This window comes from Phytohabitans flavus (assembly GCF_011764545.1).
GTDB lineage: Bacteria > Actinomycetota > Actinomycetes > Mycobacteriales > Micromonosporaceae > Phytohabitans > Phytohabitans flavus.
This window is the reverse complement of sequence record NZ_AP022870.1, coordinates 813664-830809: the sequence shown is the minus strand read 5'-3', so window position 1 is coordinate 830809 and position 17146 is coordinate 813664. Positions and strand designations below refer to the sequence as shown.

General features: G+C 70.4%; 15 protein-coding genes. 8 read left to right on the top strand and 7 right to left on the bottom strand.

Features of this window, described 5'->3' with window-relative positions; genetic code table 11:
• Positions 1-22 precede the first annotated feature (22 nt).
• Positions 23-1072: a 3,5-dihydroxyphenylacetyl-CoA synthase DpgA gene (gene dpgA, locus Pflav_RS03740; protein WP_232070966.1), complete on the top strand. Its 1050-nt coding sequence runs from the start codon at positions 23-25 to the stop codon at positions 1070-1072.
• A gap of 63 nt (positions 1073-1135) precedes the next feature.
• On the opposite strand, the gene Pflav_RS03735 is transcribed toward dpgA, so the two are convergent.
• Positions 1136-1291: a hypothetical protein gene (locus Pflav_RS03735; RefSeq protein ID WP_173033776.1), complete on the bottom strand. Its 156-nt coding sequence runs from the start codon at positions 1289-1291 to the stop codon at positions 1136-1138.
• On the opposite strand from Pflav_RS03735, the gene dpgB reads away from it, so the two are divergent.
• The 5 genes from dpgB to dpgD are packed head-to-tail and all read left to right on the top strand — an operon-like array spanning position 1220 to position 7153.
• Positions 1220-1888, top strand: coding sequence for an enoyl-CoA-hydratase DpgB (dpgB, locus tag Pflav_RS03730; protein ID WP_332107853.1), 669 nt, complete (start codon positions 1220-1222; stop codon positions 1886-1888). The two genes, Pflav_RS03735 and dpgB, sit on opposite strands and share 72 nt — an antisense overlap.
• 4 nt (positions 1889-1892) lie before the next feature.
• The gene (dpgC, locus tag Pflav_RS03725; protein WP_173033771.1) at positions 1893-3233 is read left to right on the top strand and encodes a (3,5-dihydroxyphenyl)acetyl-CoA 1,2-dioxygenase DpgC; all 1341 of its coding nucleotides are present in this window, start codon (positions 1893-1895) and stop codon (positions 3231-3233) included.
• On the top strand, positions 3221-4870 hold the full coding sequence (locus Pflav_RS03720; RefSeq protein WP_197937861.1) for a thiamine pyrophosphate-binding protein: 1650 nt from the start codon (positions 3221-3223) through the stop codon (positions 4868-4870). Before dpgC ends, Pflav_RS03720 begins: the two co-directional genes overlap by 13 nt.
• Positions 4871-4881: 11 nt before the next feature.
• A complete protein-coding gene (locus Pflav_RS03715) occupies positions 4882-6342 on the top strand; it encodes a benzaldehyde dehydrogenase (protein ID WP_173033769.1) in 1461 nt (486 codons plus the stop codon).
• Between the two features lies 1 nt (position 6343).
• Complete coding sequence (gene dpgD / locus Pflav_RS03710) at positions 6344-7153, top strand: enoyl-CoA-hydratase DpgD (RefSeq protein WP_232070965.1); 810 nt, start codon at positions 6344-6346, stop codon at positions 7151-7153.
• A gap of 72 nt (positions 7154-7225) precedes the next feature.
• Here dpgD and Pflav_RS03705 read toward each other — a convergent pair whose 3' ends face one another.
• From Pflav_RS03705 to Pflav_RS03690, 4 genes are all read right to left on the bottom strand, one after another.
• Positions 7226-7888, bottom strand: coding sequence for a hypothetical protein (locus Pflav_RS03705; protein WP_173033767.1), 663 nt, complete (start codon positions 7886-7888; stop codon positions 7226-7228).
• A 793-nt stretch (positions 7889-8681) separates the two neighbouring features.
• Positions 8682-9446: an ABC transporter permease gene (locus Pflav_RS03700; protein ID WP_173033765.1), complete on the bottom strand. Its 765-nt coding sequence runs from the start codon at positions 9444-9446 to the stop codon at positions 8682-8684.
• Complete coding sequence (locus Pflav_RS03695; RefSeq protein WP_173033763.1) at positions 9443-10444, bottom strand: ATP-binding cassette domain-containing protein; 1002 nt, start codon at positions 10442-10444, stop codon at positions 9443-9445. The genes Pflav_RS03700 and Pflav_RS03695 overlap by 4 nt, the downstream gene beginning before the upstream one ends.
• Before the next feature lie 5 nt (positions 10445-10449).
• On the bottom strand, positions 10450-10947 hold the full coding sequence (locus Pflav_RS03690; protein WP_173033761.1) for a DUF1579 family protein: 498 nt from the start codon (positions 10945-10947) through the stop codon (positions 10450-10452).
• Positions 10948-11247: 300 nt separating this feature from the next.
• Here Pflav_RS03690 and Pflav_RS03685 point away from each other — a divergent pair, with 300 nt between their 5' ends.
• Positions 11248-12633, top strand: a complete 1386-nt coding sequence (locus Pflav_RS03685) for a serine hydrolase domain-containing protein (protein ID WP_173033759.1) — start codon at positions 11248-11250, stop codon at positions 12631-12633.
• 62 nt (positions 12634-12695) lie between these two features.
• Here the strand turns inward: Pflav_RS03685 and Pflav_RS03680 are convergent, their stop codons facing one another.
• Both Pflav_RS03680 and Pflav_RS03675 read right to left on the bottom strand, forming a co-directional pair.
• A complete protein-coding gene (locus tag Pflav_RS03680) occupies positions 12696-13691 on the bottom strand; it encodes a quinone oxidoreductase family protein (protein WP_173033757.1) in 996 nt (331 codons plus the stop codon).
• Between the two features lie 129 nt (positions 13692-13820).
• Positions 13821-14987 (bottom strand): cytochrome P450, encoded by a 1167-nt coding sequence (locus tag Pflav_RS03675; protein WP_173033755.1) that lies wholly within the window; start codon positions 14985-14987, stop codon positions 13821-13823.
• A 261-nt stretch (positions 14988-15248) separates the two neighbouring features.
• On the opposite strand from Pflav_RS03675, the gene Pflav_RS03670 reads away from it, so the two are divergent.
• Complete coding sequence (locus tag Pflav_RS03670) at positions 15249-17138, top strand: MFS transporter (RefSeq protein ID WP_173033753.1); 1890 nt, start codon at positions 15249-15251, stop codon at positions 17136-17138.
• The last annotated feature ends 8 nt before the right edge of the window (positions 17139-17146 follow it).

Here is a 17146-nt window from a genome sequence, read left to right as displayed (position 1 = left end):
CGTCCGTGGAGCGCCATTCACAGTGCGACCGCGGATCGTCAGCGTCGGCACCGCCGTGCCGCCGGACGCCTACTCGCAGGACGACCTGCTGGATCTCTTCAACATCGACGACCAGCGGATCGCCTCGGTGTTCCGCAACAGCGCCATCAAGCGCCGCTTCCTCTCCCTCCCACCCGAGGGGCCGGACGGCACCCGCACCACCGAGACGCAGGGCGAGCTGCTGCGCAAGCACCGCAACCAGGGCGTCGACATGGGGGTGCGGGCGCTTCAGGCCGCGCTCAAGGAGGCCAACGCCGACCTGAGCGACGTGCGGTTCCTGTGCTGCGTGACCTCCACGGGCCTGCTCACGCCAGGTCTGAGCGCACTGCTCGTCCGCGAGCTGAGCCTCAACCCCGACACCGCGCGCCTCGACGTCGTCGGCATGGGGTGCAACGCCGGGCTCAACGGGCTCAACGCGGTGACCGGCTGGGCCGGCACCCACCCGGGCGAGCTGGCGATCCTGCTCTGCATCGAGGCCTGCTCCGCGGCGTACGTCTTCGACGGCAGCATGCGCACCTCGGTCGTCAACAGCCTGTTCGGCGACGGTGCGGTGGCGGCGCTGGTGATCGCCGACCCGCGGCAGAGCCAGCCGGGCCCGACGGTGCTCAAGTCGTCCAGCTTCATGATCCCCGAGTCGATCGACGCCATGCGATTCGACTGGGACGACGACCACGGCAAGTTCAGCTTCTACCTGGACCGCGACGTGCCGTACGTGGTCGGTGCGCACGCCGAGCTGGTGATCGACTCGCTGCTGTCCGGCACCGGCCTGCGGCGCAAGGACATCGAGCACTGGATTGTCCACTCGGGCGGCAAGAAGGTCATCGACTCCGTCATGATCAATCTTGGGCTGACCCGGCACGACGTCCGGCACACCGTCAGCGTGTTGCGTGACTACGGCAATCTCTCGAGCGGTTCCTTCCTTTTCTCCTACCGTCGCCTTTTGGACGAGGGCACGGTGAGTCCCGGTGACTACGGCATCCTCATGACAATGGGTCCCGGGTCGACCATCGAGACCGTCCTGGTCCGCTGGTAAACAGTTCGCTCGCGCATCTTCTGGCAATCAGACTCCGCTCCGGAACGGGGGCAACACATCGTGTCATCGAATAGCGGCGGCTCGAAACTCGAAGAGGTCGCCGACGCCTATCTGGGAATTGACTGTGCCGCTCCCCTTTCCCAAGAGCTGATCGGCACCATCACCGCACTTTGCGAGCGCGTCGAAGACGCCGGAGAGCATCGTGTCGCGGTCGTGCACCTGGCGTCGTCGACGCCCTCGACCGACCGGGCGGACAGCTGGCCCGGCGAGGTCGGCGTCCACCTCGTCAACCACTGGGAGCGCGCGCTACGGCGGCTGGAGCGGCTGAACGCCATCACCATCGCGGTCGCCGAGGGCAGCTGCGGCGGGCCGGCCCTGGAGGTGCTGCTCGCCACCGACTACCGGATCGCGGCCGACGACCTGCGCCTGCTCCAGCCTTGGCACAGCGGCGCGCTCTGGCCGAGCATGCTGCTCTACCGGCTGGCCAACCAGCTCGGCGTGGCCCGGGCGCGCCCGCTGGCCCTCTTCGCGCGCGAGGTGCCGGCGGCGAAGGCCGAGCAGGTGGGCCTCGTCGACGAGGTCGCCGGAGACCTGGTCGCCAGCACGCAGGAACGGGTCGCCGCGCTGCGCGGCGCGGCCGGGCCGGAGCTCGCGATCCGCCGGCGGCTGCTCCTGGACGCGACCGCGACGACCTTCGAGGACGCGCTCGGTGCCCACCTGTCCGCCTGCGACCGCTCCCTGATCAAGGCGCGGCAGGCCGTCTCCGACCCGGTGCCGATGGTCCTCGGCGGCTCGGTCCACACGGTCGCCGGGTAGTCGGATGGAGGCCACGGGGATCGCCGCGCCGCAGCGGGCGGCCATCGAGCCGCCCACGTTCGGCGGCGAGCTGGCAACGGACGCGAAGGCCCTGGCGCAGTACACCGAGCGGGTCGAGGAGCTGCTGGAGGAGCTGCCCGCCAAGCCCGAGCGCACCGCGGAGCAGCAGGTGCGGGCCGGCGACATCCACGAGGCGGCCCGGCGGCAGCGGGCGCGCTTCATGCACATCCACGGCGACCAGGTGTACGCGGAGCTGACCGAAGGCCAGACCCTGCACCTGCGCCTACCCGAGCTGGTGTACGGCGCGGCCGAGCTCTTCACCGGCCTGGTGCCCACGAGGGCACAGGTCGCGCAGGAGCGGGAACGCGTCCAGGCGGCAAAAGAGGGCCGGGAGATCGACCAGGGCATCTTCTTCGGGTCGCTGCTGCGCCGTACAGAGGTGGCCACCCACCTGACCGAAGCGATGCAGCTGCCGACGCAGCAGGCGCGGCGGCTGCTCGGCGAGTTTCGCCGCGCCGGCTCGGTCACCCTGGGCTCGGTGACGGTGGAGCGGCGCGGCGCGGCCGGCCACATCACGATGTCCAACGTCAAGTGCCTCAACGCCGAGGACGACCCGTCGGTCGGCGACATGGAGACCGCGGTCGACCTCGTGCTGCTCGACGACGACATCCGGGTCGGGGTGCTGCGGGGCGGGCCGATGACCCATCCGCGCTACCACGGGCGGCGGGTGTTCAGCGCCGGCATCAACCTCACCGACCTGCACCACGGCCAGATCTCGTACGTCGACTTCCTGCTCCGCCGCGAGATCGGCTACATCAACAAGATCCTGCGGGGCCTGCTCGTCGACCCCGATCCGGCGGCGTGGCCGCAGCGTACCGTCCAGAAGCCCTGGCTGGCCGCGGTCGACACGTTCGCGATCGGCGGCGGCGCGCAGCTGCTCACGGTCTTCGACCGGGTGATCGCGGCCGCCGACGCCTACTTCAGCCTCCCGGCGGCGCAGGAGGGCATCGTGCCCGGCGTCTCCAACCTCCGGCTGAGCCGCCACGGCGGTGGGCGGCTGGCACGCCAGGTGATCCTCTGGGGCCGCAAGATCTACGCGCACGAGGCGGCGGGCGCGGCCTTCCGCGACGAGGTCGTGGAGCCGTCCTCGATGGACTCCGCCGTCGAGGCGGGCGTCGACCGGCTCGACAGCCCGGCCGTCGTCGCCAACCGCGCCATGCTCAACCTCGCCGACGAGCCGGTCGACCGCTTCCACGCCTACCTGGCCGAGTTCGCGGTGCGGCAGGCCCGCCGCCTGTACAGCGAGGACGTGCTCGCCAAGGTGGGGCGGGCGTGGGCACGCTGACGACGCCGGTGCAGGCGATGCTGGCCATCCTTCGCGACGAGGGCGTGGACCGCGTCTTCGGCAACCCGGGTACGACCGAGCTGCCGTTCACCGACGCCCTCGCGGAGGCCCCGGACATCGAGTACGTCCTCGGCGTCCACGAGGGCTCGGTGATGGCAATGGCCGACGGGTACGCCCGCGCCACCGGCCGCCCCGCCTTCGTCAGCCTGCACGTGGCGGCCGGGCTCGCCAACGGCCTCGTCGGTTTCCTCAACGCGACCCGGTCGCGCACCCCGCTGGTGATCACCGCGGGGCAGCAGGACCGCCGGCACATGGTGCAGGATCCGATGCTCTCCGGCGACCTCGTCGGGCTGGCCAAGCCGGTCGCCAAGCACGTGTTCGACGTACAGCACGGCCACGACCTGCCGATCATGCTGCGCCGCGCCTTCGCGATCGCCGCCGCCCCGCCGGCCGGGCCGGTCTTCCTCTCCATCCCGATGGACCTGCTCGCCGAGCAGGCGCCCGTGGAGGTCGCCGAGCGGTCGCACCGCCCGGCCTGGGGACGCGCCGCCGACCTCGACCGGGCCGTCGCCGTGCTCGCCGCGGCCACCCGGCCGGCGATCGTGGCCGGTGACGGCGTCGGCCGCGACGGTGCGGTCGCCGAGCTCGTCGCCGTCGCCGAGGCGCTCGGCGCGGTCACCTACCACCAGCCGATGCACGACGGCGTCGACTTCCCCGGCTCGCACCCGCTCCACGGCGGCGCGCTGCCACCGGTCAACGCCGCGATCCGGGAGCGGCTCACCCCGCACGACGTGGTCTTCGTGGTCGGCTGCCACGCCTTCATGGCACACCACTACACGCCGGTGGCGCCCGTGCCGCCCGACGCGACCGTGGTGCAGCTCGACTCCGACCAGCACGAGATCGGCCGAAACTTCCGGGTCGACGTCGGCCTCGCCGGCGGCATCCGCACCACCCTCGCCGCGCTCGCCGACCGGCTCGCCGGCACGGTGCCCGACGCCCCGGACCGGGCCACCGCGGCGGGTGCGATCGCCGCCGCCCGCCGCGCCAAGGTCGACGCGATGGCGCGGGCCGCGTACGGGCCGGCGCCGCTCGATCCGCTCGCCGCCGCACACGCGGTCGCCGCCGGGCTGCCCGCCGACGCGGTCGTCGTCGAGGAGGCGATCACCAGCGGCGTGCTGCTGCGCGAGGTGCTCACCCTCGACCGGCCCCGCTCGCTCGTACACACCGTCGGTGGCGGCCTCGGCTCGGGTATCGGCGCCGCGATCGGCACCCGGCTGGGCGACCCGAGCCGGCCGGTAGTCGCGGTGCTCGGCGACGGCTGCACGCTCTTCGGCCTACAGGGGCTGTGGAGCGCCGCCCGCTACCGGGTGCCGGTCACGTTCGTCGTGATGAACAACGGCGAGTACCGCACGCTCAAGAACACCCTCGACTCGTGGCAGAGCCGATCCACCCGGACCGGCCAGTACATCGGGCTCGACCTGGATCCGCCGGTGCTGGACTTCACCCGGGTCGCCGAGTTCTTCGGCATCGAAGCGGTCCGGATCACCGACGCCGACCACCTCGTCGACGTGGTCGCGAAGGCCACCGAATCCCCCACACCGCTACTGATCGACGTGCCGATCACCGGACACTCGTGAAAGGAACGCCGATGCTTCCCCTGATCGACCCGGTCGCACTCGCCGGCAAGGTATTCAGCGGCGGCTGGCGGGAGCCGGCCGGCGGCACGGTCGACGTCACCGAGCCGGCGACCGGGAAGACTCTGGCCACCGTCGGCCTGGCCGACGCCGGTGACATCGCCTCGGCGGCCTCGGCGGCCGCGCTCGCCCAGCCCGCGTGGGCCGCCGCTGCGCACACCGAACGCGCGGCGGTGCTGCGGCGGGCCGCCCAGATCCTGGAGGCGCACCGCGACGAGGTCGTGGGATGGCTGGTACGCGAGGGCGGCGGCGTACCTGGCAAGGCGGAGCACGAGGTCTCGTCGGTGCTCGACGAGTTGTGGGTCGCTTCCGGGCTGCCCGCGGAGCCGTTCGGACAGCTGCTGCCCTCCACCCCGGGCCGGCAGAGCATCGGCCGCCGCATCCCGCTCGGCGTCGTCGGCGTGATCACGCCGTGGAACGTGCCGCTGCTGCTGGCGATGCGCGCGGTGGCACCCGCCCTGGCTCTCGGCAATGCGGTGGTCCTCAAGCCCGATGTGCAGACCGCGGTCAGCGGGGGTCTCGTGCTCGCCCGTCTCTTCGAGGAGGCCGGCCTCCCGGAGGGCGTGCTGCACGTCCTCGCCGGCGACGCCGAGCCGGGGCGGGCGCTGGCCACCGATCCCAACATCGCCATGATCTCGTTCACCGGCTCGACCGCGGTCGGCCGGCAGGTGGGCGAGGCGGCCGGCCGCGCCCTCAAGCGGGTCTCGCTGGAGCTCGGCGGCAACAACGCGCTGATCGTGCTCGACGACGCCGACCTCGACCTGGCCAGCTCGGCGGGGGCCTGGGGCGCGTTCTTCCACCAGGGCCAGATCTGCATGACCGCCGGGCGGCACATCGTGCTCGAGTCGGTGGCCGGCGAGTACCTCGACCGGCTCGCCGCCCGCGCCGAGAAGTTGCCGGTCGGCAACCCGTGGACCGAGAAGGTGGCGCTCGGACCGATGATCAACGCGGCCCAGCGCGACCGGGTGCACCGGATCGTCCGGGACACCGTCGCCGCCGGCGCCGAACTGCGGGCCGGTGGCACCCACGAGGGCCTCTTCTACCGGCCCACCGTGCTTGCCGAGGTCACCACCGAGATGCCCGCGTTTCGCGAGGAGATCTTCGGGCCGGTCGCCCCGGTCATCGTGGTCAAGGACGACGAGGAGGCGGTCGCCGTCGCCAACCGCACCGAGTACGGGCTGGTGGCGGCCGTGCAGACCGGCGACGTCGAACGCGGGACCGCGCTGGCCGACCGGCTGCGCACCGGCATCGTGCACGTCAACGACCAGACCATCAACGACGAGGCTTTCGTACCCTTCGGCGGGCGGGGCGCCTCCGGCAACGGCAGCCGCTACGGCGCGCAGCAGAGCTGGGACGAGTTCACCCAGTGGCAGTGGCTGACCGTGCGCTCCGCCCCGGCACCGTACCCGTTCTGACGTGGACTCCACAGTGGACGGCGCCGGTGTGCGCTACGAGAAGCGGGGCCACGCGGCGTACATCACGCTGGACCGGCCCGCCGTACTCAACGCGATGGACCTCGCCATGCACGCGAGCCTGGCAGCGGTGTGGGACGACTTCGAGCGCGACGACGACGTCTGGGTGGGGGTGCTGACCGGCGCCGGTGACCGCGCGTTCTCGGTCGGGCAGGACCTCAAGGAGCTGGTACGGCGCGTCGACAGCGGCGAGCCACCGACCTCGTTCGGCAGCCGGGGCAAGCCCGGTTGGCCGCGGCTCACCGAGCGGTTCACGCTGTCGAAGCCGGTGGTGGCCAGGGTCAACGGGTACGCGTTCGGGGGCGGCTTCGAGCTGGTGCTCGCCTGCGACATCGCGATCGCCGCCGAGCACGCCACCTTCGCGCTGCCGGAAGCCAAGCTGGGCCTGGTCGCCGGGGCGGGCGGGGTGTTTCGCCTCAGCCGGCAGCTGCCGCTCAAGACCGCCATGGGGCACCTGATGACCGGCCGGCCGTTGAGCGCCGCGAGGGCGTACGAGCTGGGGCTGGTCAACGAGGTCGTGCCGGCCGACCGCCTCGACGACTGTGTCGACGGGTGGGTGGAGGACATCCTGCGCTGCGCGCCGCTCGCGGTGCGCGCGGTCAAGGAAGCCGCCTCGTCCTCCGCGCACCTGTCGCTGCCACAGGCCTTCGCCACCCGGTACGTGTGGGAGGAGGAGCGAGTGCGGAGCCAGGACGCGCGTGAAGGGCCGCTGGCGTTCGTCGAGAAGCGCTCGCCGAAGTGGCAGGGGCGCTGAGCGGGTCCGGAGACTGAACAGCGGCGGCAGGGGCACTCCCCTACCGCCGCTGTCCGTTGTGGAGCGTGTGGCTCAGCCTTGCTTCGTGCAGTTGTACACGCTGATCGGGATCAGCTCACCGTCGATCTTGACGTAGCTGTGGTCGGTGAACTTGCGGCTGTTGACCACGGTGAAGACGTCGTGGCCGGTGCCGACGTCGCCGAGCACCGTGTAGTCGCCGACGAACTCGAACTTGCCCTCGGCGTTGCGACCCGCCGAAAACGCGGTGCCCTTGTTGTCGTGGTCGTCGTAGTAGTACGCAGAGTAGGTGGAATCGCTCGGGGTGTAACCCCACACCCACTTTCCAGTCACCTTGCCGATGACGCCGGGAATTGCTTCCTGGACGTATTCCATCTCATAGTAGTGACCGCTCAGAATCGGCTTCGTGCGCATCCACACGATAACCGAGGTCGACGGCTCACCCGGCGCGACCGCGGTCACCACGCACTTGTACGTCCCCAGAAGGAAATTCAACTCCGCAAGCTGCGCGGGCGCGGGCGGGGCGTCCGACTTCGGCCGGAAAGCGGCGTCGGCCGCGGTGGCGTCAGTCGGGCTGGGCACGCGGTTGGCGCTGGCCTCGGCCGGTGCGAGGGCGGTGACGGTCAGTGCCAGCGCGGCCGCGCCGGCGGCGGCACGGCTGATCCACTTCGACTTTTTACCGGTGCCGAATACGGACGGGAGTTTCGGTGTTCGCATCATCCAGCTCCGCGGGATTAGGACGGGTCATCATGGGAAAAATCAGCGGCACAAATACAGAAAACGCATGCCCGTCACGACGGTATGGGCCGCGAGGAAGGCCGGTCAAGAAAACGGTGACGATCTAGGGGTGAGATTGTCGCCAATAAACCGCTAGGGGTTACCAAGGGTCACCACAGGGGACTCCGCCACCTGCCCGCGCGCACGCTGGCGGCCGCCACCGCGCGAGGCTGGACGGGTCCGTATCGCGCTGCTGAGCCCACTGGAGGTCCGCGCCGACGCCGGCACACCGATCGAGGCGGGCGGGCACCCACCTGCGCCCCCGCTCGGCCTGGCGCCTGATCGACGCGGTCTGGGCGACCGCCCGGCCTCACCGTTCGGTATGACACCCCGTCGGGGTGCCGTGCGCCGGGTATCGCGGGCCACAAAGACAGGGCTGGTCGGGCGCTTTAGCTCGTTTGTCCGCATGCCAGTCGGGAGCACGCCGGCAGATCGTGGTATTTAGCTGTTGTTATAACAACAGCTAAATACCACGATCTGCCGGATAGCGTTCACGATTCGGCCGGCTCTGATCAGTGCGCGGATGGGCGGGGGTCGCGGCCTCACCCGCCGGCGATGCCGGCCGGGTTGGGTTGTGGAACCGCGGAGGGTGAGGCCGCGGGAGCAGCGGTCCGGACCACGACGGACGCCGCGGCAGCTCAAATCTCCAATTTTGAAAGGTTCTGCGACCACCACTGTGGACAGATCCGATGAACCCGAGGCGCAGAACCATGCGCCAAGGAGACCCTGTCGCTCAGGCTTGGCGGCGGTAGGCCCTGATGGCGAGCGGCGCGAAAACGGCGATCAGACCGACCATCCACAGTAGAGCGTTGCGTGGCGCGTCGTGCGCGGGTTGGTCAAGCATGAAGGCGCGGACCGCGTCGGAGAGCTGGGTGACCGGATTGATCTTCACCCAGGTCTGGAGCCAGCCGGGCAGCTCGTCAGTGGGCACGAAGACGTTGCTGCCGAACGTCACCGGCAGGACCAGCAGCAGCCCGAGTGCCTGCACGTTGGCCGGGCTCTTCGCCACCAGGCCGATCAGCGCGGCGATCCACGAGATCGTGAAGGCGAACAGGACGATCATCGCCCCGCCCACGATCACCGCCAGCGCGGAGCCGGACGTCCGAAACCCGAGCACCGTGCCGAACCCGAAGACCACGACCAGCGAGACCACGTACTTGACGAGGTCGCTGAGCAGGTGGCCGACGAGCGGCGCGGAACGGGCGATCGGCATGCTCCGGAACCGGTCGAAGACGCCGGTGCGGATGTCGGTGTTGAGCGCCAGGGCGGTGCCGAGCGACGTGAACATCAGCGCCTGCACGGCGATGCCGGGGAGCACGAATTGCAGGTAGTCGCGCCAGTCGCCGGCGATCGCGTTGCCGAACAGGAACACGAACATCAGCACGAACGTGATCGGCATCAGCAGCACGTCAAGCAGCTCGTCCGGCGCGTGCTTGAGCCGGATAAGGCCGCGCCAGGCCAGGGTCGCACTGTGCCGTGCGGCACGCACCGGGGTCATGCGCTCTGCCCCATTCGAGTTCGCCGGCCGGCCGGCGGCTCGGCCGGCTCGTCTGCGGGACGGGAGGTCAGTGCCAGGAACACCTCGTCGAGGCTGGCCAGCCGCAGCCCCAGCTCGGTCACCTCGATGCCGGCCGCGTCAAGCTTGTGCGCCACGGTGGTCAGCGTCTCGGTGCCCGAGCGGGTGGCGTCGAGCGCCACCGAGGCCACCCCGCCGTCCCCGTCGTACGTGGCGTTGACACCCACCACGTCGTAGAGCAGGTCGGCCACGGCGGTCAGGTCGTCTCGCGTGGTCGGGCGCACGTCGAGGCTCTGCCCGCCCACCTTGGACTTCAGCTGCGCCGGCGTGCCCTTCTCGATGACCCGCCCGCGGTCGATCACCGCGATCTCGCTGGCCAACCTGTCGGCCTCCTCAAGGTACTGCGTGGTCAGCAGGACCGTGGCGCCGTCGGCCACCAGCCCCCGGACCAGGTCCCACACGTCTCCCCGCGACCGCGGGTCCAGGCCGGTGGTCGGCTCGTCGAGGAAGAGCACCTGCGGCCGCCCGATCAGGCTCATCGCCAGGTCGAGCCGGCGCCGCATGCCACCCGAGTACGTCTTGACCGAGCGGCTGCCCGCCTCGACCAGGCTGAAGTGCTCCAGCATCAGGCCGGCGCGGCGCTTGGCCTCCCGGCGGGACAGCTCGAGCAGCCGGCCGATGAGGATCAGGTTCTCGTAGCCGGTGAGCTCCTCGTCCACGGCCGCGTACTGCCCGGTGAGGCCGATCCGCTCGCGCACCCGGCCGGGCTCCTTGACCAGGTCGTGTCCCGCGACCCGGGCGGTGCCGCCGTCGGGTGCCATCAGGGTGCTGAGGATGCGCACCGTCGTCGTCTTGCCGGCGCCGTTGGGACCGAGCAGCCCCAGCACCGTCCCGGCCGGCACGGCGAGGTCCACCCCACCGAGGGCGGTCACCGACCCGAACCGCTTCACCAGACCCTCGGTCTGGATCGCGTAGTCCATCACTCTCAGATCCGCCGGCAGTCGTAGGTGCCGGCCAGCTCCCACTCGCCGTCCTCCAGGACGTACGAGGTGTCGAGCACGTGATTTTCGTCGACGATGACGAAGTCGTCGCGATTGGTGATGCGATGACCGAAGTAGTTTGACTGACCGGTGAACACAAGGTGCCCGTCTTGCCATCCCGGCGCGATCGAGGTGCCCTGGCTGCCGATGTCGTCGTAATAGTACGAGAGAAAGCCCGCCTCGACATCGTTCCACCCGAAGATCCATCGGGCGGAAAACTGACCCGTTGGCATGGTGATGTCCATCTCGTAGTAATGCCCGTTGAGAGTCTTTCGGGTTTCCCAGTATGTGACCACCGTCGTGGGCGGGTCGACGACCACGTTGTTGAAGACGCACTCGAACCGGCCGAGCAGGAAGTCCAGCTGGTGCAGCTGCTCAGGCGCTGGTGGAGGGCCGCTGGGGGTGACCTTCTCGGCTTCGGTGATCCCCGTGTCATCGGTCATCGGCCACGCGCTCCCTCGATTGCTCCACCCGCTACGCCGTGCACGGTAAATCTAGAAGCCCGACGTCTCCACGGACAATGAACACCACCGGTAATAGGGGTGGGCGGGGCGGTCACATCCGCGATTCAGGGGCTGATAGGGGGCATTAAGGGTCGGCGTCACCAGTCCAACAAACGTCTTTTAGCGCGAGAGTTCATACGGTTCTTTTACACCCTGACGAAGCTATGCTGGAATGCGATAACGTGCTCGGACAGCGGTTTTCCCGGCAGAGTCCTTATCAGCGGAGGGACGAGCGAACGGATGAGTCCACGACTGGAGCGGATGGTCCGACGGACCCAGGCCGACGCGCGGATCCCCGCGCTGTCGGTGGCCGTGCATCAGGCAGACCGTCCTCTATGGACCTGCCAGGTCGGTGAGAGCGACGGCGAGACACCACTCGGCGCCGGCAGCATGTTTCGCGTCGGATCCGTCACCAAGACGGTCACCGCCACACTGGTCATGCAGTGCCGCGACGACGGGCTCCTCGACCTCGACGACCCGATCGGCAAGCACCTGGACGTGCCGGCCCACCGCGGCCTCACCGTGCGGGGCCTGCTGTCACACACCGCGGGGCTACAGCGCGAGCCGTACGGGGACATGTGGGACTCGCTCAAGGCGCCCGACATAGACCAGCTGCTCGCCGACCTCGCCAACGCCGAGCGGGTGGTGACCGGGCCGCCGCGGTACCACTACTCCACCCTCTCGTTCGCCGTGCTCGGCCATCTCGTCTCCGAGCTGCGCGGCGCGCCCTGGGCCGACGTGCTCGCCGAGCGGATCCTGCGCCCGCTCGGCATGACCGGCACGTCGCTCGAGCCCGGGCCGCACGCGGTCACCGGCTACCTCGTCGACGCGCACTCCGACCTCGCCAGGCCGGAGCCCCCCATCGAGCTCGGCGCGATCGGTCCGGCCTCGGGACTGTGGAGCACCGCCGGCGACATGGCGCGCTGGGCCGCCTTCCTGGCCGACCCGGAGACCGTCGACCCGTCCGGCACCGTGCTCGCCGCGTCGACGCTCGACGAGATGCGCTGGCCGATGTCCGTGCCGGACCAGACCGTGTGGCGGGCTGGCTTCGGCCTCGGCGTGATGGTCGTGCCGCAGGAAAATCGGGCCATGCACCTTGGTCACTACGGCGCCATGCCCGGCTTCTGGGCCTGCGTGCTGGGTCAGCGGGGCGGTATCGACACCCCCGCCGGCCTCGGCTGCGCGGTGCTCGGCTCGTCCGGCACCGCGGCCTCGGTGCTTGGCCTGGCACACCGCCTGCTGCCGGCCGTGGTGGCCGAGGCGCCGGCGCCCATCCCGGTCTGGCGCCCGGGTCCGGCCGCCCCCGAGCCATACCGGTCGGTGCTCGGCCGCTGGTGGGGCGAGGGTTTCGAGTACGTCTTCTCGTGGCGCGGCGGCCGGCTGATCGCCCGCGGCGCCGACGACCCTGCCGACCGCCCACCCGCCGTCTTCGCGCCGCTGCCGGGCACCCCCGACGTGTTGCGCACGACGTCGGGCCGGGAGGCGGGCGAGCTGTTGCGGCTGACCAGAGACCCCAGCGGCACGGTCACGCGGCTGCACTGGGCGACCTACCGCTTCACCCGCGCCCAGGAGACCTTCGACGGCGTCAGCTTCTCCGCCCCCTGTTTCGAAGGCGAGCCCAGCTAAACGCGAGCGGGTCGGGGCGCGTACAACGCTCCCCGACCCGCACCACGCGCGGACCCCTCCGCTTACGGCACCAGCAGCACCCGGCCGGCCGACTTGCGGAACTCCACGGCGGCGTGTGCCTCGGCCGCCTGCTCCAGCGGATAGCGCCGGTCGATGCGGACCGACACGTCGCCGCTGCGCATCCAGCCGTACAGCTTCTCCAGGTAGTCCTGGTCGGGCCACGAGGTGAAGTAGTAGTCGATCGTGAACCGGTTGAGATACAGCGAGCCCTTGTTCTGCAACGTCATCAGGTCGAGCGGCGGCACGAACCCGCTCGACTGGCCGTACACGATCAGGTAGCCGCGCGGCGCGATGCTGTCGAGGTTGTCGTCGAAGGTGTCCTTGCCGACCCCGTCGTAGACCACGCGCACGCCCGGACCGCCGGTGATCCGTTTTACCTCGGCGGGCACGTCGGCGGTCGTGGAGACGATCACCTCGTCGGCGCCGGCCTCGCGGGCGACCGCGGCCTTCTCCTCGGTCGAGGCGACACCGATCACCTTGGCGCCGCGCAGCTTGGCCATCTGGCAGAGCAGCGACCCCACACCGCCGGCGGCGGATTGCACGAGGCACCACTCGCCGGCCGCGACCGGGTAGGTCTCGGACGTGAGCTTCAGCGCGACGAAGGCCTGGATGAGGGCGCCGGCCATCTGCTCCATGTCGATGTCGTCCGGCACCGGGATCAGGCTCGCGGTGGGGACCACCACGTGCGTCGCGTACGCGCCGCTGCCCCAGATCCACACGACCCGGTCGCCGGGGCGCACGTCGGTGACATCGGGGCCGACCTCGACGACGACGCCGGCGCCCTGGTAACCCGGCGAGAGCGGCAGCACCGCCTCGTCCTTGTAGTAGTCGCGGTCGGCGAAGTCACCACGCCGGTTGCAAACGTCGTAGAAAGTAACGGCGGCGGCCGCGATCTCAACGAGGGCCTGGCCGGGGCCGGGAGGGCTGAGTTTGAGCTCCTCGACCGCCAGGACCTCCGGCCCGCCGTACGAGTGTGCCCGCACGATCTGCATCGTCATACGATCTGATCCTTACTAAGCCCCGAGCACCTGGGCACCCCTACCAGCCAGTGTTGGAAAGCGAGGCACCCCCTAACTGCCGGCCGGGGGTTTCCGGCAGTTAGGGGGCCCTCCACCGGGCAGCCGGCGCTACTCACCCCACTTGAGCGGCAGCGCCTTCGGCCCGAACAGGAACGCGGGCGGGGGTTCGACCTCCAGTTGGACGTCTTCCGGCACTCGCCACTCACCACGAAGGCGCTCCGCCATCATGCCGATCCCGATGCGCGCCTCCATCCGGGCCAATGGCGCGCCGAGGCAGAAGTGCACGCCGTGCCCGAAGCCCAGGTGCGGGTTGGGGTCGCGGGTCGGGTCGAACTGGTCGGCCTTCTCGAATACGAGCTCGTCGCGGTTACTCGCGCCGATGTACGGAAACACCAGCGCCTTTTCCGGGATGACATGGTCACCGAGGGTCGTCTCGACACGGGTGAGCCGCGGCACCGAACTCTGCACCGGCGAGGTGAACCGCATCACCTCGTCGACGAAATTGGGCAGGATCTCCGGCTGCTTGCGGATCAGCTGGAGGGCTTCGGGGTAGCGGTTGAGGCAGAGCACCGCGTTGGACAGCAGGTTGGTCGTCGTGACGTACCCGGCGACGAGAAGCGCGGTGCAGAAGCCGATGACGATCTTGTCGGGCAGCGCCTTGCCGTCGAGCTCGGCGTGGCACAGCACGCTGACCAGGTCGTCACTCGGGTTGGGTCGCCGCTCGGCGATCAAGCCCATCATGTAGACCTCGAGCTCGGCGAGCTCCTTGGCGATCTCCGGCGGCTTTTCGCCGTGCATGCCGAGGGTGCTGATGTACGCGTTGGACCACCGCTTGAAGTCTTCCCGCCGCTCGGCCGGGATCGCGAGCAGCTCGGCGATTACGATCAGCGGGAGCGGCATCGCCAGATCGGCGACCACGTCGGTTTCGCCGCGCTCGAGCACCGAGTCGACGAGCTCCGCCGAGACGGCCTCGATTTGCGGCTCGAGCGACGCGATCTTATGCGCGGTGAACGCGGCCGACATCATGTTTCGCAGCTCGCGGTGACGCGGCGGGTCACTCTGCGACAACAGCGGAAAGTCGTCGTCGCCGATTTTGCCGAATAGCGGCCGCAGATCCGACGAGAAGATTTTGTGGTCCATCATGACCTTGCGCGCCTCGGCGTGCCGGACAACCTTCCACGTGCCATCCTCAGCCGGGTGCACCGGCCCCGATTCGCGCAGCTCACGGGCCCAGTCGTAGATTTGGAACAGCTCATCGGTACCCACAAGCACCATGGCACGCAACTCCCTGCATTCATTTCTGGAACAGAAGTGGGCGAATGGTATTTGACCACTCGCCGCGCAGCGCCGTCGCCTCAACCTAGGTGAGCCCGCGCGCCCTCAGCAAGGGAATCACCGCAGGTTAGGGGTACCGGGCATAGGGGTCCGCCGCCGCCTCGCCGACACTTCCACCCCGATGCCGGGGCGACGACTGAGCGGCTTCTCAGGATTGTTATAGGGGATGCCCTTGGTTGAACTGGCTGCACATACTCGGGCATGCGCAGATTGTCGACGATCGTACTGACTGCCATAGTCGCGCTCGCCTTCGCCGACGCGTCGATCGTCGTGCTCGCGCTGCCCGCCATCTATAGCCGGTTCGAGACCACGGTGGTCGGGGTGTCGTGGGTGCTGACCGGCTACGCGATCGCGGTCACCGTCGCGGCCGGGCTTGTCTTCGCGTTCCGCCGCTGGCTGCACCCGACGGCGCTGACGCTGGGCGGGCTGCTGCTCTTCGCCGGGGGCTCGGCGTGGTGCGGGGTCGCCGCGTCGCTGACCCAGCTGATGGCCGGTCGCGTGGTGCAGGGCATCGGCGCGGCGGCGCTGCTGGCCGGCGCTCTCGCGGTGCTCTGCGACGAGATCGGCCCCGAGCGCGGGCGGCGGTGGTGGAGCGCCGCGGCGACGGTCGGGCTGGCAGTCGGTCCCGCTCTGGGCGGCACCCTGACCGAGGCGTTCGACTGGCAGATGATCTTCCTCGGCCAGGTACCCGCAGCGGTGTTGGGCCTGCTTGTCGTGGCCGTCGCCGCCCTGTGGCGGCCGGCGCGCGGCGCCCGTACCAGCGCCGGCTCCGAGGAGCCGGACACGCTCACGCTCGCGCTCGACCCACGTACCGGGGTCTTCGGCCCGGCGGCCCTCACCATCCGCGATCGGGGCGCGTTGATCCTGGCCCACCTCGGTTATCTCACGCTCTTCGCCGGCCTGGTCGGTGCCCTCTTCCTCGGCGTGCTGATGCTCGTGGAGGTCTGGCGGTTCGGCCCGCTGCACGCCGCGGTCGTGATGATGGCCCTGCCCGCCGGCACGCTCCTCGCCGCCCGGCTCACCGCGCGGGCGAGCCGGGCGGCCAGGATCGTCGTCGGGGTGCTCGGTCTCTGCGCGGGGCTGCTCGCGCTCGGCTACCTGCCGGCCGCGCACCCGGGTTGGGCGGCCGTCGCGCTCTTCGTCTGCGGCGCGGGCTCCGGCATGGTGGTCGCGGTGCTGGCCACCCTCGCGTTCCACCCGGCCACCCCGCTCGTACCCGCCGGCGCCTCGGTCGTCGCCGCCAAGCACGCCGGGCTCGTGCTCGGTCTTGCCCTCATCGCCCCGCTGCTCGCCGGCTCGCTGGAGGACGGCAGCGAACGGGCCCTGCTCGCCGGCACCGGTGTGCTGCTGGAGGCAAAGCTGCCGGTACAGGAGAAGATCGATCTGGCGTTGACCGTGCGCGACGCGGTGTCCGGCAGTCCGCGCGGATCCGTGCCCGAGGTGGCGAAGAGCGTGCCCCCCGACAAGCGCGATGCGCAGACGACCGCCCTGCTCACCGAGGTCGACGCGCGGTTGCGGGCGACCCTGACCCGCGCCTTCCGGCCGGCGTTCGAGCTGGCCGCCGGCGTCACGCTGCTCACGCTGCTCGCCTGCGGTGCGCTGGGGGGCCGGCGGCAAGACCGGCCACCCGCCGCCGGGACCACCGCCCGCGGTGGGGCGGCGGCGACCCTGGCGGTGACGGTCCTGCTGTCGGCCGGTCTCCTCGGTGCGGAGGCCGCGGCCGGCGCGGGCGGCTACGGCCGGTATGCCGAGACCCAGCCGTGTGACGCGCCGGCCGACCCCTACCCCGGCGACGACTTCGACGCGCTGGTCCAGCGCATCGCGTACAGCGCGCTCTACGGTGCCGCCTGCGAGCTGGACATGTCGGCGGAGCGCCTGGTGCTCGCGCTCGCCGACCAGCCCGGTTTCGCACCGGTCGACTGGGACGACGCCACAGTCGAGCGGGCGGTCCGCGCCGCCATCGATCGTGCACTCGACGACGCGGACCGCCGCGGTGATCTACCGAGCTGGACGCTGATGCTGGCCCGTCAGGCGCTGCGGCTCATGCCGCTGGACCGGATCGTCGACCTGCTCGGATTGACCGGGGACTGACCCCTATC